This is a genomic window from Cryptosporangium sp. NPDC051539 (genome assembly GCF_044454545.1).
Classification (GTDB): domain Bacteria; phylum Actinomycetota; class Actinomycetes; order Mycobacteriales; family Cryptosporangiaceae; genus Cryptosporangium.
The window spans coordinates 407,601-432,619 of record NZ_JBITDV010000001.1 but is presented as its reverse complement, the minus strand read 5'-3'; the positions used below and the strand labels follow the sequence as shown (position 1 = coordinate 432,619).

Sequence of the window (25,019 nt, the reverse complement as noted above, 5' to 3'; positions counted from 1 at the left end):
CAGATCGACCGGCCGGTCTACCCGACCGCGCTCGGCGCGTCGTCGCGGCACGAGATCACGCTGCTCGGGCAGAGCCTGGCCGACGACGTGATGGGCCACGTCGGGTTCGGTGAGCTCGCGTTCTGGCTGGCCACCCAGCGGCGCCCGAGCACGGGCGAGACCCGGGTGTTCGAGGCCGTGCTGGCCGCGCTCGCCGACCACGGCTTCACCCCGACCGCGATCGTCACCCGGCTGACGTATCTGGGCGCGCCGGACTCGGTCCAGGGCGCGCTCGCCGCCGGCCTGCTCGGCGGCGGCTCGCGCTTCCTGGGCGTCACCGAGGACTGCGGACGCTTCCTCCACGGCGTCCTCGAAGGCCTGGAACACCGGCCGGCGGACGACGCCGGCTGGGACGCGGTGGCCCGGGAGGTGGTGGCCGCGCAGCGGGCCGAGAAGAAGTTCGTGCCCGGACTCGGGCACCACGTGCACAAGGACGGCGACCCGCGGACACCCCGGCTGTTCGCGATCGCCGCGGAAGAGGGCCTCTACGGCCCGCACCTCTCCCTGTTCGCGGCCATCGGCCGGGTGCACCCGGAGATCCTGGGCCGGACGCTGCCGCTCAACGGCGCCGGTGTGTGCGGCGCGGCCCTGGCCGACCTCGGCCTTCCGCTGGAGCTGCTGCGCGGGTTCGCGCTGCTCGCGCGCACGGCCGGCCTGATCGGACAGTTGGCCGAGGAGCTCCGTCACCCGGTGGCCGACGAGATCTTCCTGTCCGTGGACCTCAATAATCGATCCGTTGATCCAGACCCGTACGGAGGTGCCCATGGCTGAGCTGGTCGCGGTGATCGCGTCCACCCACCATCCGTTCTACTACAAGACCAGCACCGCGCCCGAGGAGGAACGCCCGCCGTTCGCCGCGGAGTGGATCAGCAAGATCGAGAACTTCCGCGAGACGCTGACCCGGGCGCGTCCGGACGTGCTGGTGATGGTCGGCTCCGACCATTTCCACCAGTTCTGGCTGGACAACATGCCCCAGTTCCTGGTCGGCAAGGCGCCGGTCTACGACGCGAACTGGTACAACGAGGAACGCGAATTCGGCCTGCCCCGGATGCGGCTCGCCGGCGACGAGGCGTTCTCCGCGCACATCCTGCGCGAGGGCCTGGACGCGGGCTTCGACCTGGCGTTCAGCAACGAACTGCGGATCGACCACAGCGTCACGTGCCCGATCATCACGCTGCGCCCGCAGGCCGACCTGCCGATCGTCCCGATCTACACGAACATCTTCGCGCCGCCGCTGCCGCAGCCGAAGCGGTTCGTCCAGCTCGGCCGGACGATCCGGGAGCTGGTCGAGTCGATGCCGGGCAACCAGCGCGTCGCGGTGATCGGCACCGGTCACCTGTCGCTGGAGCTCGGCGGTCCGCGGCAGTTCGGCCCGACCGGGCCGGACCCGGAGTTCGACCGCAAGGCGGTCGAGTGGATCGCGTCCGGCGACATCGAGGGTGCCCTCTCCGAGGTGACGCTCGACAGCCTGCACAAGCCGGGCAACGCCACCCACGGGTTCATGGACTTCATGCTGATGATGGGCGTGGCCGGCGAGGGTGCCAAGGCCGACTACACCGAGACCGTCGACCTGTTCCACACGATGGAGGCGTACTTCACCTGGTACCCGAAGGGTGGGTCTTCGCTGTGAGCAAGTACCTGGTGAACAAGTTCCTCTACACGATCGACCGGGACCCCGACCTGGTGCAGCGCTACCGGGACGACCCGGCCGGCACGGTCGCCTGGTGGGAGACCGAGAAGGCCAACGAGATCCTGAACTGCGTGGCCGGGGAGAAGTCGACCTGGCTGGCGTTCGCCGACGACGAGCGTGAAGCGCTCGTCGCCCGGGACCACGTCAAGCTGTTCGAGATGGGTGCCCACCCGTTCCTGACCCTGACGCTGTTCATCGCGCTGTTCGAGCACGACCACGAACCGCTCGAGTACGTGAAGGCCTACGCCGCCCGGATGTCGCACCTCACGCTGCCCTATCCGGACATCGCCACGTAGGCGGGCTGCCGCTCGGGGTGGGGCGCGGGGACGACGGCCCGCCACGCCCCGAGCACCAGCGCGGCGCCGGCGACGGCGTCGAGCACCCAGTGGTTGGCGGTCGCGACCACGACCAGCGTCGTCGTGACCGGATACGCGAACGCGAGCACCTTGAGCCAGAGCCTGCGGGTGAGGCTGCTCAGCACCAGCGCACACCAGAGCGCCCAGCCGACGTGCATCGACGGCATCGCGGCGAGCTCGTTGAGACCGGCGGACGCGTTGGTGGTCCACCAGCCGACGTCGGCGGTGGCGACCATCGTGTCGGCGTAACCGGGCAGGAAACGCGGCGGCGCGGTGGGGAACAGCAGGTAGCCGGCGAGCGCGACCGCGGTCGCGATCATCAGCGCGAGACGCATCCGCTGGTAGCGGTGCGGCGCCGTGCGGTAGAGGACGAGCAGCACCAGCGGGGTGACCAGGTAGTGCAGCCCGGCGTACCAGAACCCGGCGGCGATCTCGGGACCGGGCGCCGCGGCGAGCGCCCGGTTGAGCGACGCTTCGACGTCCAGGCCCAGGTGGTGCTCGAGCCCGAGGACGTCGCGGGCGTGCCGGATCCCGACGCCGCGGTCGCTGCCGGCGGCCATCCGGATCAGGTCGTAAGGAACGAGAAACGCGATGATCAACACGAGCTCCCGTCGCCAGGAGAGCGTGGTGTGAGGCAAGTTCAGCACATACCGTCCAATTGCGCTTATATGGGGCATACCTGCTCTACACTCGCCAAGCGTGACCGCCCCCTCCACTGTCGCCACTGACCCCGACCTGGCTTCGATCGCACTGCTTCCGGCTGCGGTCCGGGCGGCCTACGACGCCGCCGACCGGATCGGCCAGCGGATCCGGCTCGGCACCGTCCCCGAGTTCACCCTGGTGCTGGTGGGACCGGTGGACTCCGGAAAGACGGTACTGGCCGCGCGCATCCTCGCCGACGTGGCCGGTCTGTTCCCCGGACTGGCACCGCGCCCGGGGCGGGGGACCCCGGTGCCGGTCGAGTGGGTGTACGGGCCGGAGCCGGTGTTGTGGCTCGCCGTCGGCGACACCTGGGAGCAGGTACCGCCCGGCTTCGCGGACTTCGCCGGGCGGGCGCAGCTGCGCCGGGTACGGGCGGTCGCACCGGCCCGGCTGCTCGACGAGTGGGGGCTGTCGCTCGTCGACACCCCGGGGCTCGCGGACGCCGGTGAGCTCGGCGGCGCGACGCTGGACGAGGCCCGCCGGGAGGGCGCGGGCGTGCTGTACGTGCTGCCCCGGCGCGGGGCGACCGAGCTCGACGTCCACGCGCTGGAGGCCCTGCGGCACGTGCCGTCGGTGCTGCTGGAGAACCGGCGCGAGGCGGAGGCCGCGGGCGGGCCGCCCGGGGTCGGCGAAGTGCCGGCGCCGGGGGCGGTCGTGCCGCTGGTCGTGTCCCGGCTGGGGCCGGACGCGCCCGAGCTGGAGTTGCTGCGCCGGTGCGTGGCGGCGTTGCGCGCGCACACGCTGCCGGAGCGGTGGGCCGCGACGCTGAGCGCGGCGGCGGCGCGGAGCCGGGAGACCGTCGGCGCCGAGTACACCCGGCGGCGGACGATGGCGGTGATGGCCAGGCACCCGGACTGGATCGGGTCGCTGCACGTGCTGGCGGACCTGCTGGCGGTCGAACGCGACGGCCCGGCCGTGATCGACCTGGACGACCACCTGGGCCGGGTCGCCCTGCTGGCCGCCGAGGTGAGCCCGGTCGCCGACCTCCGGGCCGCCATCGACCGCGACGCGGCCGCGCTGGCCGAGGCCTACGACGCGGAAGCCCGGACGGACGACGCCGAGCCGTCCACGGCCGAGTCGCCGCACGCCGGGCCGTCCACGGTGGTGGGGGCGGAGTTCGGGACCCACTACTCCCGGACCGGGGACGATCTGGTCGCGCTGCTCGACAACGCGCTGGCGGACGCCTCGCTGGGAACGTCGGAACCGGAGCGCGAAGCACTCTCGGCGGTGCGGTCGGCGGTGCTGGCCGAGCGGCCCGGTGTCGTGGTGCTCGGTCCGGCCTCGGCCGGGAAGTCCACGCTGATCAACGCGCTGGTCGGCGCGCCGGTGCTACCGGTCGCGGCGCACGCGACCACCTCCGTGGTCACCCGCCTGCGCCACGCCGCCCGGCCGGACGTCGGCGTGACCTGGCGCGAGGCCGTCACGCTGCGGCTGCTCTCGCCCGGCGCCGAACCGCACCAGGTTCGCGTCCACCTGGAGAACGTGCGGGCGATCGAACGGTGGCTGCGCGACCGCGCGGTCGCGGCCCGCGACTGCGAGTTCGTCCCGCTGACGCCGACGCCGGCCGGGATCGACGGACCGGCCGCGCTCAAGCGCCTCTGGACGATGCTGGACGTCAACGGCTCGCCGCACGGGCACGCCTACCTGGCGCCGAGCCCGGACCGGCCGCGGATCACCGACCCGTCGGTGCCGGCCGAGGTGACCGTGCACCGGTTCGCCAGCACGCCCGGCCGCTGGCCGGGCACCGCCGACCGCGAACGCGCGCTCGCCGACGTCGCCCGCGACCCGGCGCTGGCGCTGCGGATCGGCACGCTGGAGTTCGGCGAACCGTGCCCGCTGCTGGAGCACGTCACGATCGTCGACACCCCGGGCACCGACGCGCCGGTCGTCCGGCATCGGGCCGACGTCCGGCGGGCCGTGCGGGAGGGGAACCCGAGCGTCGTCGTGTACTGCATCGACGGAACGAAACCGGCCGGCCGGGAGGACGAGGCGAACCTCGCGTTCCTGCGCAACAGCCGGACCGGGGCCCGCACCTACGTCGTGCTGACGAAGAAGGGGCCGGCCGGTGCGCACGCGGAACGGATCAGGCAGAGCGTCGCCCGGGGGCTGACCGCGCCCGGGGCGGCGCTGCCGCCGATCTACTTCACCGAGGTCGTCACGGCGCCGGACGACGAGTTCCGGGCGTTCGCCGACGACCTGCGGCAGGCGGTGCTCTCGGCCCGGCAGACCGGCCTCGCGGCCCTGATCGACCGGGCCAGGGCGATCGTGTCCGAGGTCGCGGACCGGCACGGCCGCCGGGTCGACCGGGTCGCCGAGGGCGAGCGCGGCCGGGTGGCCCGGGCCGGCGCGCTCCGGGCCGACGCGGTGACGCTGGCGGACGTCCGCGGCGCGCTGCGCACGGCCGGGTGGGGCGAGCCGTGGCTGCGCAGCCGCGCCGCCGCGGTCGTCGACGACGCGATCGCGCCGGTGGACGAGGTGGTGTTCGGGGAGCGGCGCGGGTCCGCGGAGGCGCGGGAGCGGCTGACCGCCGCGCTCGAGGACCTCAACCACCGCTCGGGGATGGCGCTCGCCGAGGCGTGCGCGACGGTCGGTCGCGAACTGTCGGTCCGGATCCCGCGCGGGACCCTCCGCGTGCCCGAGCCGGTGCCCGACGGGACGCCGTTCGCGCTGCCCCTGCCCCCGGCCGGGGGAACGCCGGACGCCAGCCGCGGCTGGCGGGCGCTGGTGGATCCCCGGCGGTGGCGGACCGCACCCGACGAGGAGTGGCTGCGACTCGGCACCGAGTGGCCGTCCGCCCGCGAACGCGGACGCCGGGCCGTCACCACCACCGTCGACGCGTTCGTCGGCGAGCTCGACGCGGAGCTGGCCCGTCTCGCCGACGAACTCGACGCGGAGGTCGCCGCGGCGACCGGGGGGATCTCCGCGCCGCACGAGGGCGCCGGAGCCACCGAGGGACGCGATCGCGCGTCGCTCTGGCTCCAGCGCCTGGACGCCGTAGCCCGAACCTGTAGCGGAGGGGACAGTTGACCACCACCCGGGACGTTCACCAGGAGACCGTGACGTTGCTCAGCGACGCCGTCACCGACATCACGAAACGCGCCGTCGAACCGACGCTGGCACCGTTCGGCGCCGAACTGCGCGAGACGATCGCCGCGCTCGACGTCCGGCTGCGGACGCTCGACGAGTTGCTCGGCGACGACCGGGCCGACCGGTCCCGGCTCAGTTCGCAGGTCGGCGATCTGGTGCGGACGACCGCGTCCGGCACCGACCAGCTGCGGGAGCGGATCGACATCGCGACGCTGTCGCTGGGCGACCTGCGCACGCAGGCGACCGCCAACACCGCCACGCTCGAGCGGCTGCGCCGGTTCGCGGTGGGGCTGACGGTCGCGCTGCTGCTCGCGCTGGCCGCGCTCGGCGTGCTGGTACTGGCCGGAGCGGGGTGACGGCTCACGCCCGTTCGAGCAGCGCGATCGCCTCGGTGTGGCCGAAGTGGCGGGCCCAGTCCAGCGGCGTGGCGTCGAAGCGGGCGTCGCGGGCCGCCGGGTCGGCGCCCCGGGCCAGCAGGTGCTCGATGAGCGCGATGTGGTTGTCGCCGGCCGCGGCGTGCAGTGCGGTCTCCCAGTCGGCGGGCGTGGGACCGTCGGCGCGTCCGCGGGCGTTGACGTCGAAACCGCGGTCGAGCAGCAGGTCGACGGCGGGGGCGCCGCGGCTCGCCGAGGCCCAGACCACCAGGCCGGGCAGCTCGGCGCGGACCCGTTCGGGCAGCGCGGGGTCGGCCGCCTCCAGAGCGTCCAGGGTGGACGGATCGACGGCCAGCGCGGCGCCGACCCAGGACGTGACCGGGTCGGCGTCCGGGGCGCCGCCCAGGGCGGCGGCGAGGGCGGGGTAGCCGTTGCGCAGGGCAAGTTCGGCCGGCGTGCGGCCGTCGCGGTCCCGGAAGTCCGGGTCCAGTCCGGCGCGGACCAGCCGCGCCGCCCGCTCGGCCTGGCCGTGGACGGCGGCCCAGATCAGCAGCTTGCGCAGCATCTCGACCGGGGTGTCGGTGGCGTCGCCGAGCCGGCGGCGCCAGCGACCGCCGTCGCCGGTGCCGAGGCCGTGGTCGAGCAGGATCTCGAGGAAGTCGTCGTCGGCGCGGAACTGGCGGTTGTAGAGCGTCTGGGCGTCGTTGGGGTCGGCGCCCGCGTCGAGCAGCAGACGGGCCAGCGCGAGGCTCCGCGGATGGCGCGGCTGGTGCACCGGGCCCTGTTCGCCCTCGCCGAAGACGCCGGTGAGGACCGTGAACGGGGTCGGCAGGCCGTGCCAGAGGTAACCCTCGCCGGGGTCGGCGCCGGCGTCGAGGAGCAGCGCGGCGACGGCCGGGGCGTCGTCGGCCGGACCGAGCCGTGAGTACGCCAGGTAGAACAGCGGACACCAGCCGTAGGGGCCGCCGGGGCGGGTCGCGTGGCCGGGATCCGCGTCGAGCAGCCGGGTCATCGCCGGGAGGTCGGCCGCGGCGGCCGCTCCCCAGGGGGTGCCGGTGACCTCCGGGTGGTCGGCCAGGAGCCTCCCGGCGGCCTCCCAGCGGGCGGGGCCGTCCTCGGCGCTGTAGGTGAGGCAGGCCAGCCGCAGGAACCGGCCGGCCGGTTCCTCGTCGGTGGCCGGCTCGGCCGGGTCCCAGCGGTACGCGCCGACGACCTCGAAGTAGCGCACCACCGCCGGCCAGCTGGGGAAGCCGTGGGCGCGGGCGACGACGAGCTGGGCGGCGGAGAGCTTGAAGCCGGCCGGGTGGGCCGGGGCGCCGTCCGGGTGGTGCGCGGTCACCAGCGCGAGCCCGTGCTCGTCGCCGGTGCGGACCGCGCGCTGCAGGCGCCGCGCGAGTTTGCGCAGGTGCTCGAGGCCGGGGTCGCTGGGGAGCGTGACGGTCGGCATGCCGACCTCCTCTCGGTACGCCCGCGGTCCGCGTCGCCGGGCTCGAAAGGAGGCTCGGAGAGTGCACAGCCGTGCCGCACAGGTGGGCTGAGCCCTGCCCGCGGACCGGAGGCGCCCTGCGCGCCACGGCCAAACTAACCCGTCGCGGCGGCCGCGTCGAGTACGTCCAGGCCGCGGCCCGCGCCAGGCCGCGGCCCGCGCCAGGCCGCGGCCCGCGCCAGGCCGCGGCCGGCGCCGGTCCCGGCGGCCGGCGCCCGCCGGCACGTGATCACGGGCCGCCCGCGAGCGACTGGCGCCGGGGGTCGACCATGGGGCCATGTACCTGATCAAGGAGCGGTTCTTCGACATCGGCGATGACTACGACATCACCGACGAACACGGCAACAAGGTCCTGCACGTCGACGGCAAGGTCCTCAGCCTGCGCAACCGCACGGTCATCGAGGATCTGTCGGGCAACGAGGTCGCGTCGGTGCACCGGCACCTGGTCTCGCTGCGCCCGACCTACGAGATCCGGATCGGCGGCGAGAAAGCCGCCGAGGTGAAGAAGAAGCTGTTCACGCCGTTCCGGGAGAAGTTCACGATCGACGTCCCCGGGCCGGACGACCTGGAGATGACCGGCAACCTGATCGACCGCGAGTTCGTGATCGAGCGCGGCGGCCAGGGCATCGCGGTGGTCTCCAAACGCTGGTTCCGGATCCGCGACACCTACGCGGTGAACGTCCTGGCCGGTCAGGACGACCTGCTGATCCTCGCGGGCGTGGTCGCGCTCGAACTCGCGATGAGCCGCAAGGCCGAGAAGGACGAGGACTAGAGCGGCTTGGACCAGACGGTCAGGTCGCAGGGCGTCGCGAGCAGCGGCGCCAGGTGCGGGTACGTGAGCGCGAGCGGCTCGTTGCGCCGGTGCCGGTAGCCCAGCCGGCCGTACCAGGCCCGGAGGAACTCCTTCGAGGGGTGGGCCCAGTCGCGCGGGACCAGGATCTCCAGTTGCATGGTGGTCCGGCCCGCGTCGCGGGCCCGCTCCTCGGCGGCCCGGATCAGCGCGGTGCCGACCCCGGCCCCGCGGTGCGTCCGTGAGCCCGCCAGCATCCCGAACTCCCCGGTGCCCTCGTCGAGGGTCCGGACGCGGACCACGCCGGCGATCTCGCCGTCGAGGGACGCCACCAGCAGCTCACCGGCGGCGGTCAGTGCCGCGATCTCGTCGGTGGACGTGCGGGTCGTGCCGGGCGGCCACAGCCCCTCCTCGGCGACCCGGTAGACGTCGTTGACGAGCGCGGCGAGTGCGCCGGCGTCGGCGGAATCGGCGGGGGCGATGCGCACGGGGCCCGCCGGCGTCGTCGGGCTCTTCGGCGTCGTCGGGCTCACTGGTGTCACTGGACTCACGATATCCCGCGGTGGCGTCGGAGCAGCGTGCCCGTCCCGCACGACGAAGGGCCCTCCCGGTGGTGTCCGGGAGGACCCTCAGCGCGCGGAACTCAGGCCTTCGGCACCCAGAACACGTAGTCGGCGCCGTACTTCACCGACTGCGTCTGGCCCGGGGTGCAGGCCCCCGTCGGTCCGACACCTCCGGTCGTGTTGACCCGGCTGATGTGCGTGACCCGGCTGAGCTCCTGACGGGGCTTGCCCTTCTCGAGCGTCGTGGTGAGCAGCAGCCACGGGATCGTGCCGGTCTGCGGCACCTTCGTCGCGACCGCGCCGAGCAGCGTCGAACCGTCGCGGGCGGTCCAGCGCGGTCCGGCGTAGTGGTGGATCCGGCCGCGGCCGTCGTACTGCGCGAGCTGTGCCTCCGGCGTGGACGCGGTGTCCCACACCCCGGTGTCGAGGCACTTGTAGGTCTGGACGCCGCTCACGACTTTGTACGCGGCTTGGATGCGGTAACCGTCACCCGGGGTCGGGGCACCGGCCGGCAGCGTGAACGAGCCGCCGTGCCCGTGCCCGTGGCCGGGGCTGCCGCCCGGGCCGGCCTGCGTGGCCAGCGCGGCCCCGGGTGCGACGCCGAGCGCCAGAGCGGTCGCTCCGGCGAGGGCGAGTGCGGCGCGCAGCGCGCGCCGTCCACCCTTTCGTGACATGAGTCCTCCAAAGTGGGCACCAAAAATGCCTACGTACCGTGACTCATGAGAAGGGTGTTACGTCTCTGCTTCAGATGCTTTTAATACGGTTCGTTGACCGTCAGTAGCGTGCGCCGGCCGGGGCGGGAAGCGCGTCGAGCGACGCGAGATCCTCCGGACGCAACTGCAGCGCGGCGGCGCCCGCGTTCTCCGCGAGCCGGGAGAGCCGCCGGGTACCCGGGATCGGCACGACCTGCTCGCCCTGCGCCAGCACCCAGGCCAGCGCGGCCTGCGCGGCGGTCGCGTCGTACTTCGCCGCGACGGCCTCGACCGCGTCGACGATCGCCAGGTTCGCCGCCAGATTCTCCGGCCGGAATCGCGGGTTGCGCGCCCGGAAGTCGTCGGGGGCGAACGCCGCCTCCCGGAACGCCCCGGTGAGGAAACCCCGCCCGAGCGGCGAGAACGGCACGAACCCGGCACCGTGCGCCACGCACCACGGCAGCGTCGTCGTCAGGTGGTCGCGGGTCCAGAGCGACAGCTCCGACTGGACCGCGCTGATCGGGTGCACGGCCTGCGCCCGGTCGAGCTGCTCGACGCTGAACTCCGACACCCCGATCGCGCCGATCTTGCCCGCCCGCACCGCGTCGGCCAGCACGCCGATGCTGTCTTCGACCGGGGTGGCCGGGTCGGGCCGGTGCAGGTAATACAGGTCGATGTGCTCGACCCCGAGGCGGCGCAGCGAGGCGTCGATCGCGTCCCGCAGGTGACCGGGGCTGCCGTCCGGGTACGGGAGGCGGGTCGGGTCGGGCGTGCCGTCGGGGAGGAGGTTCGCGACCAGGCCGCCCTTGGTCGCGAGCGTCACCTCGTCGCGGCGCCCGGCGAGGGCCCGGCCGACCAATTCCTCGTTCGTGAACGGGCCGTAGACGTCGGAGGTGTCGATCAGCGTGACGCCGAGGCCGAGCGCGCCGGCGATCACCGCGGCCGGGTCGTCGGAGTCCGGGTCCGTGCCGTAGGCCCAGGTCATGCCCATGCAGCCGAGCCCGATCGCGCCCACGCGCGGCCCGTCGTTCCACAGCGTCCGTTCGTTCATGCGGCCACGGTAGGACTTCGAGCGCGCTCTAACGCAAGGCCGCGCCCGGCGCCCCTGTACGGTGTCGGCGTGGCTGAGCTACCTGTGGACAAGACGCTGCTGATCCGGGCCGACTACACCGATCCGGTGGCGTGGAACGCGCTGGTCGCCGTGGTCGCGTCCGATTCCGAGCTCCGGGTCGTCAGCGACCCGTCGTTCGACGGGACGACCCCGGAGGACCTGGAGGCGCAGCTCGGCGCCGACCCGGAGCGGTCGTTCGCGTTCCTCGCCGACACCGTGACGCTCGCCAGTCCCGAGCAGCCGGTACTGGTGGTCGATCTGGACGCCGAGCCGGGCCGGGCGTTCCGGGTCGTGCCGGCCGCGCTGCCCGACGTCCAGAGCAGCCTGGAGCTGGGGAACCGGGAGTTCGGGGAACTCGCCGACGCCGCGGACGAGGACGGGATCCTGCGCGAGCGGTAGCACGAACGGCGGCCGGGCCCGCCTGAGCCGGCGGGCCCGGCCGCACCGGCTCAGGAGAGCCCGTGCTTGTCGTCCCTGACCGTCCCGACCTTGTCGTCGGAGTCCCAGTCGGTGACCTTGGCCAGCAGGTACGCGAACGCCCCGGGGCCGACGGTCATCGTGACGGTCTTCTTCGTGCCGGTCGTGGCCGTCGCCGACACGTCGAGGCCGGCTGCCCCGACGCTCACCGAGACGCTGCCGTTGCCCTTGTAGGCCGCGTCGACGGTCTCGGCGACCGTGTGGTCGGTGGCGATCCACAACCCGCAGACCACCCGGCCGTCGCCGCCCTCGTCGCGCAGGTACTTGCGGCAGCCGTCGGCGTCCTGGTTGAGCATCTTCTCCATCGACCCGTTGTCGATGCGGAAGTAGACCAGGCGGAGGTGCTCGGACTTCGCCTTCGTGTAGTCGGCGGTCAGCCCGCCGGACGCCGACGCCGTGAAGTACGTGAATTTCCCCTGGGCGTTGACCTCCGAAGAGCTCTGCTTCTCCCAGTCGATCGTCACGTAGTTGCCGTAGCGCAGGTAGGGCTTCAGGACGTCGCGCTGGATCCGGTTCTGCACCTCCAGGTAGGCCTTCGGGCTCAGGGCCACGTCGTGCTTCTTGCCGTAGGAGCCCATCTCGATCGAGTAGATGTTGTCGCGGAAATAGGTGATGCCGCTCGCGGTGAACGAGTGGTCCTTGATGACGATGTCGCTCATGGTTCGTGTCTCCCCGTTCGTGTTCTGACCAGGGAAACGGTAGGAAAGCGCTGGTTGCTGGTCACCGGGGAAAGACCTGGTTCTTAAGACCGCGGCCAGGTGGGCTCGCGAATGGACGCCGAGTTTCCGGTAGATGTGGCGCAGGTGGTAGTCGATGGTCTTCGGGGAGAGGAACAGGGCCGCGGCGATGTCGCGGGTCGAGTGGCCCTGCGCGGCGGCGTCGGCGACCCGCAGTTCCTGCGGGGTGAGCGCGTCGCTCGCCGGGGCGCGGCGGCGGGCGCCGGCCGCCCGGAGTTCGGCCTCGGTCTGCGCGGTCCAGGCATCCGCCCCGAGGGCGCGGAACCCGGCCAGGGCCTCCCGGAGGTGGACGCGGGCCTCGGTGCGGCGGCGGGCCCGGTGCAGGCGCCGTCCGGACGCCAGCAGCGTGCGGGCCCGCTCGAACGGCACCGGGCGCGCCCGGTCGTAGGCCAGGGCCCGGGCGAACGCGCCGTCGAAATGGTCGGTGAGCAGGCCGTGGCACCGGGCCGAGGCGGCGAGCGCGGGCGCGCTGCGGGTCACCCTGGCCGCCGCGCGCAGCGTGCGGGCGACGCGGCGGGCGTCGTCGCGGCGACCGAGGCGGACGGAGGCCTCGACCAGGTCGGCGGCCCACGGGACGAGCGTGGGTTCGCGGGAGCCGGACCCGGTGACCTCCCGTTCGACCAGCACGAGGGCGTCGGCGGCGCCGGCCGGGCGGTCGGCGCTGAGTTCCCGGAAGCCCGCGGCGGCGTGGGCATGGATCAGGCCGGTCGTGATGTTCTGGTCGCGGGCCACGGTCAGGGCGGCCGCGACGGCGTCGCGGCTCGCGTCGTCGTCGCCGCGGGCGGCCAGGATGCGGGCCCGGATCGTGTGGGCGTAGCCGATCAGGGCGGGCTGACCGGCGTCGTGCGCGACCTCGAGGGTTTCGCGGGCCGCGGCGTCGGCGGCGCGCCAGTCGCCGAGGCGGAAACCGGCGTCGGCGAGGACCAGGGTGGCGCCGCCGAGCGTGGTGAGCGCGGCGGCGTCGCGGGCCCGGTCGGCCCAGTCGCGGGCGGCGGTGCGGGCGAGTTCGTAGTCGGTGAGCGAGAGGCGGGTCCGCAGCAGCAGGTGCAGCCAGGGCCCGTTCGGGCCGAGCGGGTCGAGGCCGGCGGCGAGTTCGTCGGCGCGCTCGAGCACGGCCCGCGATTCGCGGGCCTGGCCGCGCAGGGCGAGCGTCCACGCGAACGTGGCCAGCACCGGCCCGCGCAGTTCCCGGTCGGCGGTGGCCGGGATCAGCGCGGCGGCCCGGCGCGCGTGGCGTTCGGCGGTGCGGTGGGCGGTGATCGTCGTGGCGCCGACGGCGGCGTCGGCGTACATCGCGGCGGCCACCGCGGGATCCGGGCAGCGGCGGGCGTGTGCCACGAGCAGCGGCGTCGCCTCCGCGGCCCGTCCCCGCCAGACCAGCAACCGGCCGTACAGGTGGTCCACCCGGACGTCGTGGCCGGAACCGGCCCGGGCCAGCAGCGCCAGCGCCCGGTCGGCCCGGCCGGCGGCGGCCGCGGCCTGCGCGGCGACGTACAGCCGCCCGCGCCGCAGGCCCGCGGCGTCCGGCCCGGCCCCGTGTGCCGGGCCGGTCCCGTGTGCCGGGCCGGCCCCGTGCGGTGGGCCGGTCGCGCCGGGGGTGGGGGCGGTCAGGTCGGCGGCGCGGGCGGCGGCGGCGGACGCGGCGGCGTAGGCGCGCCGGGCGACGGCCCTGGCGGCGACCGCATCGAGCGCCGACGCGGCCTCCTCGTCGGGGCCGACGGCGGCCGAGGCCAGGTGCCACGCCCGCTGGTCGGAGTCGAGGACCGCGGCCAGCACCGCGTGCGACTGCCGCCGCAGCGACGCCGGGGCCCGCCGGTACACCAGCCCCCGCACCAGCGGATGGGTGAACGTCACCCGCCCGTCGTGCACCCGCACGACGTCCCGGGCCTCGGCCGCGTCGAGGTGGTCGGCCGACGTCCCGGCGCGCGCGCAGGCGGCCTCGATCGTCCGCAGGTCGCTCCCCGCGTACGCGGCCGCCACCAGCGCGGCCCGGTACGCGGCCGGCCGCAACGCGTCGACCCGGTCGGCGAACACCCGCAGCAGCCGGCGCCCCGGCGCGAACGGCAGGTCGAGCGCGTCGGCGCCGGTCCGCTGGGCCGCGGTCAGCGTCGACGGCAATTCGACGAGGGCGAGCGGGTTCCCGGCTGCCGCCCTGGCCACCGCGGCCGCGACCGGCGACGCCAGGTCCGGCGCCCGCTCGCGCAGGATGTCGAGGGCGGCGCCCCCGCTCACCGGCCCGACCGTCAGCTCCGGGAGCCCGTCCCGGGCCCGTTCGTACCACGGGTCCCGGGCCGCCACGATCACCGCGACGCCCGCACCGGCCCGCCGGGCCACGTACTCGACGCACTCCCGCGAGGACGCGTCGACCCACTGCACGTCGTCCACCAGAGCCAGCACGGGACGCCGGAGCGCGGCGGCCCGCAACAGCCCGAGGGCCGCGACGCAGACCGTGAGCCGGTCGCCGGGCCCGGGCGGGCCGGAGGCCAGCGCACCGCGTACCGCCGCGGCCTGCGGCTCGGGCAGCGCCGCGCAGTCGGGCAGCACCGGCCCCAGCAGGTCGGTCAGCGCCGAGAAGGCCAGGTCGGCCTCGGTCTCGGCGCCGCAGGCCCGCAGCACGGTGTGCCCGGACGCCCGGGCCGCCACCGAGTCCAGCAGCGTGCTCTTGCCGATCCCGGCCTCGCCGTGCACGACCAGCGCCCCACCGGCCGCCACCACGTGCTCGATCCGGCGAAGCTGTTCCGCGCGTCCGGCGATCACGGGCGGCTCCTGAGGTCAGTCGAACTCCACCCGGATGATTCTCTGCTGGTAGGTCTTCGCCTGGTAGTAGCTGAAGTACTGGACCCGGCCGTCCTTCTCGGCGAACTCCGGGTGCGCGAACCCGGCGTAGTTCGCGCCGCCGCCCGCGCTGTCGGTCTCGGCGATCGCGAACGGCCGCGACCACGGCCCCGACGGCGACGACCCGACCTGCCCGGTCAGCGTGTTGCTCAGCTTCGGCAGGTAGACGTTGAGCCACGCGTCGAGCGCGGGCACGTGGATCACGCTGTTGCCGGCCGAGCCCCCGGACAGGTTCGCGGCCGCGCCGCCCTCGTCGGCGGCCCAGCGGTCGTCGCCGGCCCAGAACCGCCAGGCCGACCGGTCGGCGACCGAGGCTACGGGCACCCGGGCCACGTGGCAGCGGGCGTCGCAGTCGCCGTAGACGTAGAGGTCGTCGCCGACCAGCGTGGCGGCCGCGGTCCAGGGCGTGGACCCGGGGAAGAACAACGTCGGATCGGGACCTTCGACGCTGCTCAGCGTGCGCGTACCGGTGGCGGTCAGCCGGGTGACCTTCCTGGTGGTCATGTCGATCGCGGCGACGCCGGTGCCGAGCCCGTGCCCGAGCGGCCCGGAACAGCGTGAGCCCTCCGGTCCTCCGCGGCAGAGCTTCGCGTAGAACACCAGCACGCGGCGGCGGGCCGGGTCGGCGACGATCGCCCCCGGCCAGAGTCCGATCAGGACCGCGCAGTAGCCGTCGGTCTCCGGGCGGCAGGACCCCTTGGCGTGGGCCTTCGTGAACCGGGTCTCCGGGGGCCGCAGCGGCAGCAGGTCGACCGGGTCGCCGACGGGGTCCGCGAAGACGTCGGGCGAGGTGATCGTGATCCCGTCGCGGGCTCTCAGGTCGGACGTGGCCGCGCCGGTGCTGGACAGGAACCGCCACGGCTCGCGCAGCACGGTGTCGCCGAACACCCAGATCGACGTGTCGCCGTACCGGGCGCTCTGGCCGTTGTCGCGCCCGTTGACCAGCGGGTGCTGCCGGAGCGGGCCGAGTTCCGCGGTCGCGCGGATGCCCGGGATCGGCGGGGTGTCGCGGTCGAACACGACGACCCGGAGGACGACGACGGTCAGGACGAACGCGACGATCGCCACGCCGAGGGGGAGGACGCGCTTCACGCGAGGCACGCTACCGCTCGGCCGGATCGGCCGGTCCCCGCTGCCGAGCGGCCACCTCAGCGGTCGCGCGGCCGCGGGGCCGCGCGACCGTCCGCGCTCAGCGGTCGCGCGGCCGCGACCGTCCGCGCTCCGCGGGCAGCGCGACGGACGGGACGCGTGACGGCTCGGGCAGACTGGTGCGTGTGGACCGGTCGGTGTTCCTCAGCTACAGCCGTCGCGACCGGCCGTACGTGGAGAAGCTCGCCGCGCTCCTCGCGGCCGCGGGCGTCGCGGCCTGGTGGGACTTCGATCTCGCGGTCGGGGACGCGTTCCCGGACGAACTCCAGGACCGGATCGACGCGTGTGCGGCGTTCGTCGTCGTGCTGAGCCCGGACGCGGTGTCGTCGGCGTGGGTGAAGAACGAGCTCCACTACGCCCTGGAGCGGGGCAAACGGATCCTGCCGCTGATGCTGGCGCCGTGCCGGGTGCCGCTGCAGCTGGTGTCGCTGCACCGCGAGGACGTGACCGGCGGCCGCCTGCCGGGTGCCCGCTTCGTGGACGAGCTCCGCGGACTCACCGCGCCGGACGCCCGGGCCCCGGGCACCCAGCTCCCGGGCACCCAGCTCCCGGGCACCCAGGCCCCGGATGCCTGGGCGCCGGACACCTGGGCGTTGGCCGGAGGTCACGCCGCGGCCGTGCGGCTGGCGTTCAGCCCCGACGGGCGGATGCTCGCCGCCGGCGACAACGACGCCACGGTGCGACTGTTCGACGCGGCCGCGACCCGCCTCGTCGGGCCGCCGCTGCAGGGGTGCGGCACCAGCGTCGGTGCGGTGGCGTTCACACCGGACGGCCGCCGCCTGCTGGGGGTGGGCTGGGACGGGTCGCTGTGCCGCTGGGACGTGACCGACCCGGAGAACCCGCGCGAGGCCGGGCCGCCGCACTCCTGCGGAGGTTCCCTGTACTCGGCCGTCTTCGACCGGGACGCCACCTACCTGGCCACCGGCGGCCAGGACGACCGGTTGTCGGTCTGGGACACCACGACCGGCCGGCGGGTCGCCGGGCCGATCGTCGACGGCTTTCCGCATCTCAGCGCGCTCGCGCTCAGCCCGGACGGACGGTTCGCGGCGGCCGGCGGAATGGATCCCTGCACGCGGCTGTGGGATCTGCGCACCGGCCTGTTTCTCCGGATGCACACCGGGAACCACCTGGGCACCGGGACGTGCCTCGCGTTCAGCCCGGACGGGCGGCTGGTCGCCGCGGGGAGCCTGGACGGCCTGGTGCGCTTGTGGGACGTCCCGGGCAACCACCCGGCCGGTGCGCCGCTGACCGGGCACGAGGGGACGATCGGCGCGCTGGCGTTCAGCCCGGACGGGCGCTACCTGGTGTCGGGCGGCCACGACGGGACCGTGCGGTGGTGGGACCGGGGGACCGGGCGGCAGATCGCGCTCGTCCGGACGGGCGAGGCGGTGTTCAGTTGCGCGTTCCGCCCGGACGGGCGGCTGCTGGCGACCGGCGGGATGGATCCGGTCGTGCGGCTGTGGACGACCCCCGCGTCCCGCGGCGCCGGAGCACCGCGGGACGCCTGAGGCCCAGGACCGGCTCAGGACCGGCTCAGAACCCGGCGAGCGCCGCGTTCCAGGTCTCCGACGGACGCATGACCGCGGCGGCCTTGGCGGCGTCGGGCTGGTAGTAGCCCCCGATGTCGGCGGGCCGGCCCTGGACCGCGATCAGCTCGTCGACGATCGCCTTCTCGCCGCTCTCGAGCGTGCGGGCCAGCGGGGTGAAGACCGCCGCCAGGTCGGCGTCGGCGGTCTGCTTCGCCAGTTCCTGCGCCCAGTAGAGCGACAGGAAGAAGTGCGAGCCCCGGTTGTCGATCCCGCCCACCCGGCGGGTCGGCGACTTGTCCTCCTCGAGGAACGTCGCGGTGGCCCGGTCGAGCGTGTCGGCCAGCACCTGGGCCCGGGCGTTCCCGGTCGACTGGGCCAGGTGCTCGAAGCTCGCGGCCAGCGCGAAGAACTCGCCGAGCGAGTCCCAGCGCAGGTAGTTCTCCTTGACCAGCTGCTGGACGTGCTTCGGCGCCGAGCCGCCCGCGCCGGTCTCGAACAGCCCGCCCCCGGCCATCAGCGGCACGACCGACAGCATCTTGGCGCTGGTGCCCAGCTCGAGGATCGGGAACAGGTCGGTCAGGTAGTCGCGCAGCACGTTGCCGGTGACCGAGATCGTGTTCTCGCCCCTGCGGATCCGCTCCACCGACAGGACGGTGGCGTCCACCGGCGCGAGGATCTCGATCCGCAGGCCGTCGGTGTCGTGCTCGGGCAGGTACTGCTCGATCTTCGCGATCAGGTTCGCGTCGTGCGCCCGGCCGGCGTCCAGCCAGAACACGGCCGGGTCGCCGGTCGCCCGGGCCCGGGTGACGGCCAGCTTCACCCAGTCGCGGATCGGCGCGTCCTTCGTCTGGCAGGCCCGGAAGATGTCACCGGCGGAGACGGCCTGCTCCAGGACCGTGGTGCCGCGGTCGTCGACGAGCCGCACGATCCCGGTGGCCGGGATCTCGAACGTCTTGTCGTGGCTGCCGTACTCCTCGGCCTTCTGCGCCATCAGCCCGACGTTCGGTACCGAGCCCATCGTCGACGGGTCGAACGCCCCGTTGACCCGGCAGTCGTCGATCACGGCCTGGTAGACCCCGGCGTAGCTGGAGTCGGGCAGCACCGCGAGCGTGTCGTGCTCGTTGCCGTCCGGCCCCCACATGTGGCCCGACGTGCGGATCATCGCCGGCATCGACGCGTCGACGATGACGTCCGACGGAACGTGCAGGTTCGTGATGCCCTTGTCGGAGTCGACCATCGCCAGCGCCGGGCCGGCGGCCAGTTCGGCGTCGAACGACGCGCGGATCTCGGTGCCCTCGGGCAGCGCCTCGAGGCCCTTGTAGAGGCCGCCGAGACCGTCGTTCGGGCTGAGTCCGGCGGCCGCGAGCGCGGCGCCGTACTTCGCGAACGTCTCCGGGAAGAACGCCCGGACGACGTGGCCGAACACGATCGGGTCGGACACCTTCATCATCGTGGCCTTGAGGTGCACGCTGAACAGCACGCCGTCGGCCTTGGCGGTGGCGATCTGTGCGGTCAGGAACTCCCGCAGCGCGCCGACCCGCATCACCGACGCGTCGACGACCTCACCGGCGCCGACCGGGACGCTCTCCTTCAGCACGGTCGTGGTGCCGTCGTCGCCGACCAGTTCGATGCGCAGCGCACCGTCGGACTCGATGACCACGGACTTCTCGGTCGACCGGAAGTCGTCGGCGCCCATCGTCGCGACGGCGGTCTTCGACTCGGTGGACCACGCGCCCATCCGGTGCGGGTGGGCCTTCGCGTAGGCCTTCACCGAGGCCGGCGCGCGCCGGTCGGAGTTGCCCTCGCGCAGGACCGGGTTCACCGCCGAGCCCTTGACCTTGTCGTACCGCGCGCGGACGTCGCGCTCCTCGTCGGTCTTCGGCTCGTCGGGGTAGTCCGGGAGCGCGAAGCCGAGCGCCTGCAGCTCGGCGACCGCGGCCTTGAGCTGCGGGATCGACGCGGAGACGTTCGGCAGCTTGATGATGTTGGCCCCGGGCGTCTTGGCCAGCTCGCCGAGCTCGGTGAGGGAGTCGGGGACCCGCTGGTCCTCGCCCAGGTACTCCGGGAAGACCGCGAGGAGGCGGCCGGCCAGCGAGATGTCGCGCAGTTCCACCGCGACCCCGGCCTTCGACGCGTACGCCTGGATCACCGGCAGGAACGAGTACGTGGCCAGTGCCGGCGCCTCGTCCGTGTGGGTGTAGATGATCGTCGAGTCAGTCACCAGGCACTCCGCTCCTTCGCCGCCGCGTTCGTCCGACTCCGCCAGCCTAAGGGCGGGTGACGGGGAGTAACCCGGAGGCCCGCCCGGGCCGAACAGTACGTCTGTACTGTATCAGTGCGGGTCAGTGTCGCCGGAGGTAGGGCCGCAGCGCGTCGGCCGAACCGGGGTCGGCGAGGGCCGAGCCCAGCGCCACCACGGCGGCGCCGTTCTCCAGGTAGGTGGGGACGTCCGCGGGCGTCAGGCCTCCGGTCGCCACGATCTGGACGTCCGGGAACGGGCCGTGCAGCGCGCTCGCCCAGCCCGGGCCGAGCGGGCCGGCGGGGAAGGCCTTCACCCAGCGGCACCCGGCCGCGGTGGCCCGCTGCACCTCGCTCGCGGTGCCGACGCCCGGCAGGTGCGGGAGCCCGGCGTGCAGGCTCGCGGCCAGCACGGTCAGGTCGAGTCCGGGCGCGACCGTGTAGCGGGCGCCGGCCTCGGCGGCGGTGCGGGCGAGGTCCGGGGTGGTCACGGTGCCGGCGCCCACGACCAGCCCGCGCCGGTCGGCGGCGTCCACCGTGGCGCGCAGCGCGTCGACGGCTCCGGGCCGGGAGATCGGCACCTCGAGCGCGGTGACCCCGGCGTCCCACAGCCTTTCGGCCAGCGCGACCGTCTCGTCCGCGGGCAGCCCGCGCAGGATCGCCATGATCCGGGTGCGGCCGAGGAACGGGTCGAGCGAGAGCGTCATCGGGTGCCTTCCAGGAGCGTCGTGCCGGGCGGCGGGACATCGGTGGGGACGCGGAGCGCGGCGGCGGCCACCCGGTGCCCCCACGCGAGGCGCGCGGCTTCCGGGGCGCCGCGCAGCAGCCCGTGCAGGTACCCGGCGGCGAACGCGTCGCCCGCCCCGACGGGCTCGACGACGTCGACGGGGGGCGCCGGCACGAACACGACGTCCCGGGCGGTCCCGGCCGGTCCGTCCGTCCCGGCCGCGGCGGGCGTCCTGGCCGTGGCGGACGTCCCGGCCGTGGCGGGCGTCCCCGCCGCGGCGGGCGTCCCGGCCGCGCGGGGCAGCGCGTGGGCGCCGTGGGCGGCGTCCTTGACGACGACGGTCCGTGGGGACGGCAGCAGCGCGCGGACGTCGCCGGGGGAGTGGACGCCCCAGAGCGCCCGGGCCTCGTCCAGGCCGACGAAGACGACGTCGGCCCGGTCGGCCAGTGCGGCCAGCACCGGTGCGGCTTCCCCGGCCGGCCACAGCCCGGGCCGGTAGTTCACGTCGAAGCTGTGGAGGGCGTCCGGGGCGGCCAGCACCGCGTCGGCCAGCGCCGCGCAGGACGCCGAGAGCGCGGGCGTGATGCCGGACAGGTGCACGATCCGGGCCGCCGGGAGCGTCCGCGGGCCTTGCCGGGAGGCCGCCGATCCGGCGCGGTAGTAGTGCACGGTCGTGCCGTCCGGGCCGGGGTCCTTGAAAAACACGCCGGTCGGCGCGCCCGGATCCACGACGACGTGCGACACGTCGACGCCGTAGGCGGCGATCCGGGTCCGGACCAGGTCCCCGAGCGGGTCGGCCCCGACCGCGCCGGCCCAGGCCGTCCGCGCTCCGAGCAGCGCGAGATAGCACGCCACGGTCGACTCCGCCCCGGCCACGTCGAGCCGCATCGGCCCGCCCGCGGCCAGCGGCCCGGGCGGGTCCGGCGCCACCAGCGCCATCGACTCGCCGACGCACACGACGTCGAACGGGGTCACGAGATCGTCACCCGCCACCGGCACACCCCCGCATCCCCCACCGTCGCGGCCTCGCCCGGCCCGGCCGACGCCAGGTCGAACACCCGCCCGAGCATCGGCTCGACGCCGATCGACCGGTACGGATTCTCCTCCGGCCACCCGCGCAGGTTCCGCCACAGCGCCACCGACACCGGCTGGCCCGGCGCCCGGACCTCGAACGCGAGCGTGTCCGTCCCGTCGACGACCCGGGCCGTCCCGCACTCCACGATCGCCCCGGCCGCCGTCCCGTCGTCGGGTCCCAGCCGATCCAGCCCGTCGGGCCAGTACCCGCGCTCGACCTCCGGTGACCGGTCGTACACCCGGACCGGTGTCCCGGCCGGCACCTCCAGCCGCGCCGACGGCGACACGTCCAGCAGCGCGTGCGCGGCCCAGACGAACCGGAACCCCGGCCGCGCCGCCAGTTCGTAGGCGACCTCGGCCCGGTCGCCGCGCCGCCGGATCGTGCGGCCCAGCCGGAACTGCCCGGTCCGCACGAACTCCTCGCCGTGCGTCCCGGCCGCCCACGGCCGTGACCACACGTCCCCGTGGTCCGGCACCCCCCGGATCGTCGGCAGGCACTCCTCGACGCCGCCCACGTCCACGAAGGCGTCCCCGGGGCGCACCGAGTGCCGCGCCGGGTCCTCCCGGCGCCACAGCCACTCCCGTCCCCGGGACGTCAGCGACGTCCACCGGCCGCCGTGGGCCGGATCGGTCCCGACGCTCACCACTCCGCGAACGATCCGTCCGCGTGCCGCCACACCGGGTTGCGCCAGGCGTGCCCGGCCCGGTCGGCCCGCCGGACCGCCGCCTCGTCCACCGTGATGCCGAGCCCGGGCCCCGACAGCCGCCCGATGTGCCCGTCGATGATCCGCAGCGGCTCCGGATCGGCCAGGTAGTCGAGCAGGTCCGCGCCCACGTTGTAGTGGATGCCCATGCTCTGTTCCTGGATCAGGAAGTTCGGCGTGGCCAGCGCGGTCTGCAGGCTCGCGGCCAGCGAGATCGGACCGAGCGGGCAGTGCGGCGCGAACAGCGCGCCGTGGGACTCGGCCAGCGACGCGATCCGCCGCACCTCCGAGATCCCGCCGGCGTGCGACAGGTCCGGCTGCACGACGCTCACCCCGGCCCGCAGCGCCGGGAGGAAGTCGGCCCGCCCGTACAGGCGCTCGCCGGTCGCGACCGGCACCGCGGAGCACGCCACCAGTTCGGCCAGGCGGTCGGAGTGCTCCGGCAGCAGCGGCTCCTCCACCAGCAGCGGGTGCAGGTCGGCCAGTGCGGGCAGGATCATCCGCGCCGCCGGGAACGTGGCCCGCCCGTGCAGGTCGACCGCGACGTCGAGGGAGTCGCCGAGGGCCTCCCGCGCGGCGGTCACCCGGGACACGACGCCGGCCAGTTCGGCCCGTGTCGGCACCGGCGACAGCACACCGCTCGCGTTCATCTTCACCGCGGTCATCCCGGCCTCGACGTGCGCGGTCACCGCGTCGGTGATCTCGCCCGCGGAGTCCCCGCCGACCCACGCGTACACGCGCACCCGGTCGCGGACGGCGCCGCCGAGCAGCGCGTGCACCGGGGCGTCGTAGGCCTGCCCGGCGATGTCCCAGAGTGCCTGGTCGATCCCGGCGACCGCGCTGGAGAGAACCGGGCCGCCGCGGTAGAACCCGCCCTTGGTCAGGACCTGCCAGTGCTGTTCGATCCGTAACGGGTCCTCGCCCAGCAGGTACTCGGCGAGCACGTCGACGGCCGCGCGCACGACCTCGGCCCGCCCTTCGACGACCGGTTCGCCCCAGCCGGCCAGGCCCTCGTCGGTGCCGATCCGGCAGAACAGCCAGCGTGGCGCGACCAGGAACGTCTCGACGCTAACGATCTTCATCCGCCGCCGCCTCCAGCGCCGCCACGTCCTCGATCGCCTTCTCCAGCAGGCGTCCCATCGCGTCCGCGGCCGCCATCGAGTCGTGCGCGCGGATCGCGTCGACGACCGCCCGGTGCGCCGGTACCGGGTCGCCCGGCCCGTGGCCGTGCACCATCCGGTCGCGCTCGGCCAGCCCGGTCTCGATCAGCACTTCCATGCGCTGCAGCAGCTCGTTGTGGGTGGCGGCGAGCAGCGCGCGGTGGAACGCGAGGTCCGCGTCGACCGCGGCGCCCGCGTCCACGCCGGCCGCGGCCATCGCGCCGAGCGCGGCGTCGAGTGCCGCCAGGTCCTCGCCGGTGGCCCGTTCGGCCGCGAGCCCGGCTGCTCCCGGCTCCACGATGCTGCGCACCTCGTGCAGGTCCGCGAACAGTCCGGGCCGGGCCTGGCGGGAGAACTGCCACCGCAGGACGTCCGGGTCGAGCAGGCTCCAGTCGCCCCGCGGGCGGACGAACGTGCCGCGTTTGGGGCGCGCGTCGACCATGCCTTTGGCGGCCAGCACGCGCAGCGCCTCGCGCAGCACGGTGAGGCTCACGTCGAACTCGGTCTGCAGCGCGCCGATGTCGAGTGTCGAACCCTCCGGGAGTTGCCCGGTCAGGATGCGCTGGGCGAGTACCTCGACCGTCTGGCCGTGTACTCCGCGCGCCACGTACTGCTGCATCCGGTGAGGTCTCCCGTTCGTCAAGAAGTTCGCCCCCTCATGAGGAGTGGCGAGTAGCGGACCAGCCGCCGTCCACGAGCAGCGTCGTCCCGGTGACGTAGCCGGCGTCGTCGCTGGCCAGGAACGCGACCGCGGCGGCCACCTCGGCCGGGTCGCCCAGCCGGCCGGCGACCGTGGCCGCGGCGCTGCGCTCCCGGTCGGTCTCGCTCAGGCCGGACCACGCGCCGGTGAGGATCGGCCCCGGCAGCACGACGTTCACCCGCAGCGACGGACCGTACTCGACCGCCAGCTGACGCCCGAGAGAGACCAGCGCCCCCTTGCTCGCCGCGTACGCGGGACGCCCGGGCAGCCCCACCAGCGCGTGCACGGACGACATGAGCACGGCCGACCGCAGTGCCGGCAGCAGCGCCTTCACGCCGAGGAACGATCCGGTCAGCGACACCGCCAGCTGCCGGTCCCAGGATTCCCGGCTCGTCTCGTGCGCGGGCTTCACGTCCACCAGGCAGGCGTTGCTGACCAGGACGTCCACCGGGCCGGAGGCGGCGGCGACGCGCTGCCAGTCGTCCTCGTCGGACACGTCGGCGACCATCGCGGTGGCGCGGCCGCCCTGCGCGCGGATCGCGGCCGCGACCTCCTCGGCCGGCCGCACGTCGGTCAGCACGACCGAGGCGCCCTCGGAGGCGAGCCGGACCGCGCACGCCGCACCGATCCCTCCGGCGGCGCCGGTGACGACGGCCGTTCTCCCGGCGAAACGTTCGCCCATGGGCGCCCCTCCGTGTCGAACTAACCATTAATTACGAAGATATATTGACAGCCCTGCCATCGGCGGGCAACCTTTCGGCAACGCGGCGTCGCCGAAGACGCCGCGGCTGACTCTCGT

General features: G+C 74.5%; 22 protein-coding genes. 8 read left to right on the top strand and 14 right to left on the bottom strand.

The window, feature by feature from the left end:
• The first annotated feature begins 3 nt into the window (after positions 1 to 3).
• Genes ACIBZJ_RS02095 through ACIBZJ_RS02085 form a run of 3 tightly spaced genes read left to right on the top strand, consistent with a single transcriptional unit; the run spans position 4 to position 2,025 of the window.
• Complete coding sequence (locus ACIBZJ_RS02095) at positions 4 to 810, top strand: citryl-CoA lyase (RefSeq protein WP_395925980.1); 807 nt, start codon at positions 4 to 6, stop codon at positions 808 to 810.
• Positions 803 to 1,669: an extradiol ring-cleavage dioxygenase gene (locus ACIBZJ_RS02090; protein WP_395924486.1), complete on the top strand. Its 867-nt coding sequence runs from the start codon at positions 803 to 805 to the stop codon at positions 1,667 to 1,669. Before ACIBZJ_RS02095 ends, ACIBZJ_RS02090 begins: the two co-directional genes overlap by 8 nt.
• Complete coding sequence (locus ACIBZJ_RS02085) at positions 1,666 to 2,025, top strand: hypothetical protein (protein ID WP_395924484.1); 360 nt, start codon at positions 1,666 to 1,668, stop codon at positions 2,023 to 2,025. The genes ACIBZJ_RS02090 and ACIBZJ_RS02085 overlap by 4 nt, the downstream gene beginning before the upstream one ends.
• Here ACIBZJ_RS02085 and ACIBZJ_RS02080 read toward each other — a convergent pair.
• Positions 2,004 to 2,732: a phosphatase PAP2 family protein gene (locus ACIBZJ_RS02080; RefSeq protein WP_395924482.1), complete on the bottom strand. Its 729-nt coding sequence runs from the start codon at positions 2,730 to 2,732 to the stop codon at positions 2,004 to 2,006. The two genes, ACIBZJ_RS02085 and ACIBZJ_RS02080, sit on opposite strands and share 22 nt — an antisense overlap.
• 52 nt (positions 2,733 to 2,784) lie before the next feature.
• On the opposite strand from ACIBZJ_RS02080, the gene ACIBZJ_RS02075 reads away from it, so the two are divergent.
• Together ACIBZJ_RS02075 and ACIBZJ_RS02070 are read left to right on the top strand one after the other, a co-directional pair.
• Entirely contained in the window at positions 2,785 to 5,814 is a 3,030-nt protein-coding gene (locus tag ACIBZJ_RS02075) for a dynamin family protein (protein ID WP_395924480.1), read from the top strand.
• Positions 5,811 to 6,230: a hypothetical protein gene (locus tag ACIBZJ_RS02070; protein WP_395924478.1), complete on the top strand. Its 420-nt coding sequence runs from the start codon at positions 5,811 to 5,813 to the stop codon at positions 6,228 to 6,230. Before ACIBZJ_RS02075 ends, ACIBZJ_RS02070 begins: the two co-directional genes overlap by 4 nt.
• Before the next feature lie 4 nt (positions 6,231 to 6,234).
• Here ACIBZJ_RS02070 and ACIBZJ_RS02065 read toward each other — a convergent pair whose 3' ends face one another.
• A complete protein-coding gene (locus ACIBZJ_RS02065; RefSeq protein ID WP_395924476.1) occupies positions 6,235 to 7,695 on the bottom strand; it encodes an ankyrin repeat domain-containing protein in 1,461 nt (486 codons plus the stop codon).
• A 316-nt stretch (positions 7,696 to 8,011) separates the two neighbouring features.
• Between ACIBZJ_RS02065 and ACIBZJ_RS02060 the strand changes: the two genes are divergently transcribed.
• Positions 8,012 to 8,506 (top strand): LURP-one-related/scramblase family protein, encoded by a 495-nt coding sequence (locus ACIBZJ_RS02060; protein ID WP_395924474.1) that lies wholly within the window; start codon positions 8,012 to 8,014, stop codon positions 8,504 to 8,506.
• On the opposite strand, the gene ACIBZJ_RS02055 is transcribed toward ACIBZJ_RS02060, so the two are convergent.
• From ACIBZJ_RS02055 to ACIBZJ_RS02045, 3 genes are all read right to left on the bottom strand, one after another.
• The gene (locus tag ACIBZJ_RS02055) at positions 8,503 to 9,066 is read right to left on the bottom strand and encodes a GNAT family N-acetyltransferase (protein ID WP_395924472.1); all 564 of its coding nucleotides are present in this window, start codon (positions 9,064 to 9,066) and stop codon (positions 8,503 to 8,505) included. The two genes, ACIBZJ_RS02060 and ACIBZJ_RS02055, sit on opposite strands and share 4 nt — an antisense overlap.
• Positions 9,067 to 9,167: 101 nt before the next feature.
• Entirely contained in the window at positions 9,168 to 9,761 is a 594-nt protein-coding gene (locus tag ACIBZJ_RS02050) for a DUF3455 domain-containing protein (RefSeq protein ID WP_395924470.1), read from the bottom strand.
• 100 nt (positions 9,762 to 9,861) lie between these two features.
• Positions 9,862 to 10,830, bottom strand: a complete 969-nt coding sequence (locus ACIBZJ_RS02045; protein ID WP_395924468.1) for an aldo/keto reductase — start codon at positions 10,828 to 10,830, stop codon at positions 9,862 to 9,864.
• A gap of 69 nt (positions 10,831 to 10,899) precedes the next feature.
• On the opposite strand from ACIBZJ_RS02045, the gene ACIBZJ_RS02040 reads away from it, so the two are divergent.
• Complete coding sequence (locus ACIBZJ_RS02040) at positions 10,900 to 11,289, top strand: DUF6924 domain-containing protein (protein ID WP_395924466.1); 390 nt, start codon at positions 10,900 to 10,902, stop codon at positions 11,287 to 11,289.
• A 50-nt stretch (positions 11,290 to 11,339) separates the two neighbouring features.
• Here the strand turns inward: ACIBZJ_RS02040 and ACIBZJ_RS02035 are convergent, their stop codons facing one another.
• Both ACIBZJ_RS02035 and ACIBZJ_RS02030 read right to left on the bottom strand, forming a co-directional pair.
• Entirely contained in the window at positions 11,340 to 14,861 is a 3,522-nt protein-coding gene (locus ACIBZJ_RS02035; protein ID WP_395924464.1) for a LuxR C-terminal-related transcriptional regulator, read from the bottom strand.
• Between the two features lie 15 nt (positions 14,862 to 14,876).
• Positions 14,877 to 16,031, bottom strand: a complete 1,155-nt coding sequence (locus ACIBZJ_RS02030) for a DUF4185 domain-containing protein (protein WP_395924462.1) — start codon at positions 16,029 to 16,031, stop codon at positions 14,877 to 14,879.
• A gap of 182 nt (positions 16,032 to 16,213) precedes the next feature.
• On the opposite strand from ACIBZJ_RS02030, the gene ACIBZJ_RS02025 reads away from it, so the two are divergent.
• Positions 16,214 to 17,596, top strand: a complete 1,383-nt coding sequence (locus ACIBZJ_RS02025; protein WP_395924460.1) for a TIR domain-containing protein — start codon at positions 16,214 to 16,216, stop codon at positions 17,594 to 17,596.
• 25 nt (positions 17,597 to 17,621) lie between these two features.
• Here ACIBZJ_RS02025 and ACIBZJ_RS02020 read toward each other — a convergent pair whose 3' ends face one another.
• From ACIBZJ_RS02020 to ACIBZJ_RS01990, 7 genes are all read right to left on the bottom strand, one after another.
• Entirely contained in the window at positions 17,622 to 19,838 is a 2,217-nt protein-coding gene (locus tag ACIBZJ_RS02020; protein ID WP_395924458.1) for an NADP-dependent isocitrate dehydrogenase, read from the bottom strand.
• A 121-nt stretch (positions 19,839 to 19,959) separates the two neighbouring features.
• Complete coding sequence (locus ACIBZJ_RS02015) at positions 19,960 to 20,562, bottom strand: bifunctional 4-hydroxy-2-oxoglutarate aldolase/2-dehydro-3-deoxy-phosphogluconate aldolase (protein ID WP_395924456.1); 603 nt, start codon at positions 20,560 to 20,562, stop codon at positions 19,960 to 19,962.
• Positions 20,559 to 21,575, bottom strand: coding sequence for a sugar kinase (locus tag ACIBZJ_RS02010; protein ID WP_395924454.1), 1,017 nt, complete (start codon positions 21,573 to 21,575; stop codon positions 20,559 to 20,561). The genes ACIBZJ_RS02015 and ACIBZJ_RS02010 overlap by 4 nt, the downstream gene beginning before the upstream one ends.
• Positions 21,554 to 22,300 carry a hypothetical protein gene (locus ACIBZJ_RS02005; RefSeq protein ID WP_395924452.1) on the bottom strand — a complete coding sequence of 249 codons (747 nt, stop codon included), beginning with the start codon at positions 22,298 to 22,300 and terminating at the stop codon, positions 21,554 to 21,556. Before ACIBZJ_RS02005 ends, ACIBZJ_RS02010 begins: the two co-directional genes overlap by 22 nt.
• A complete protein-coding gene (gene dgoD, locus ACIBZJ_RS02000) occupies positions 22,297 to 23,442 on the bottom strand; it encodes a galactonate dehydratase (RefSeq protein ID WP_395924450.1) in 1,146 nt (381 codons plus the stop codon). The genes ACIBZJ_RS02005 and dgoD overlap by 4 nt, the downstream gene beginning before the upstream one ends.
• Positions 23,429 to 24,139 carry a FadR/GntR family transcriptional regulator gene (locus ACIBZJ_RS01995; protein ID WP_395924448.1) on the bottom strand — a complete coding sequence of 237 codons (711 nt, stop codon included), beginning with the start codon at positions 24,137 to 24,139 and terminating at the stop codon, positions 23,429 to 23,431. Before ACIBZJ_RS01995 ends, dgoD begins: the two co-directional genes overlap by 14 nt.
• A gap of 37 nt (positions 24,140 to 24,176) precedes the next feature.
• Positions 24,177 to 24,902 (bottom strand): SDR family NAD(P)-dependent oxidoreductase, encoded by a 726-nt coding sequence (locus tag ACIBZJ_RS01990; RefSeq protein ID WP_395924446.1) that lies wholly within the window; start codon positions 24,900 to 24,902, stop codon positions 24,177 to 24,179.
• Positions 24,903 to 25,019 lie beyond the last annotated feature (117 nt).

Excerpts from the sequence above, each read along its gene's own strand:
- ACIBZJ_RS02090 (WP_395924486.1), top strand. The coding sequence starts at position 803 with ATGGCTGAGCTGGTCGCGGTGATCGCGTCCACCCACCATCCGTTCTAC.
- ACIBZJ_RS02065 (WP_395924476.1), bottom strand. The coding sequence starts at position 7,695 with ATGCCGACCGTCACGCTCCCCAGCGACCCCGGCCTCGAGCACCTGCGC.
- ACIBZJ_RS02060 (WP_395924474.1), top strand. The coding sequence starts at position 8,012 with ATGTACCTGATCAAGGAGCGGTTCTTCGACATCGGCGATGACTACGAC.
- ACIBZJ_RS02050 (WP_395924470.1), bottom strand. The coding sequence starts at position 9,761 with ATGTCACGAAAGGGTGGACGGCGCGCGCTGCGCGCCGCACTCGCCCTC.
- ACIBZJ_RS02045 (WP_395924468.1), bottom strand. The coding sequence starts at position 10,830 with ATGAACGAACGGACGCTGTGGAACGACGGGCCGCGCGTGGGCGCGATC.
- ACIBZJ_RS02015 (WP_395924456.1), bottom strand. The coding sequence starts at position 20,562 with ATGACGCTCTCGCTCGACCCGTTCCTCGGCCGCACCCGGATCATGGCG.
- dgoD (WP_395924450.1), bottom strand. The coding sequence starts at position 23,442 with ATGAAGATCGTTAGCGTCGAGACGTTCCTGGTCGCGCCACGCTGGCTG.
- ACIBZJ_RS01995 (WP_395924448.1), bottom strand. The coding sequence starts at position 24,139 with ATGCAGCAGTACGTGGCGCGCGGAGTACACGGCCAGACGGTCGAGGTA.
- ACIBZJ_RS01990 (WP_395924446.1), bottom strand. The coding sequence starts at position 24,902 with ATGGGCGAACGTTTCGCCGGGAGAACGGCCGTCGTCACCGGCGCCGCC.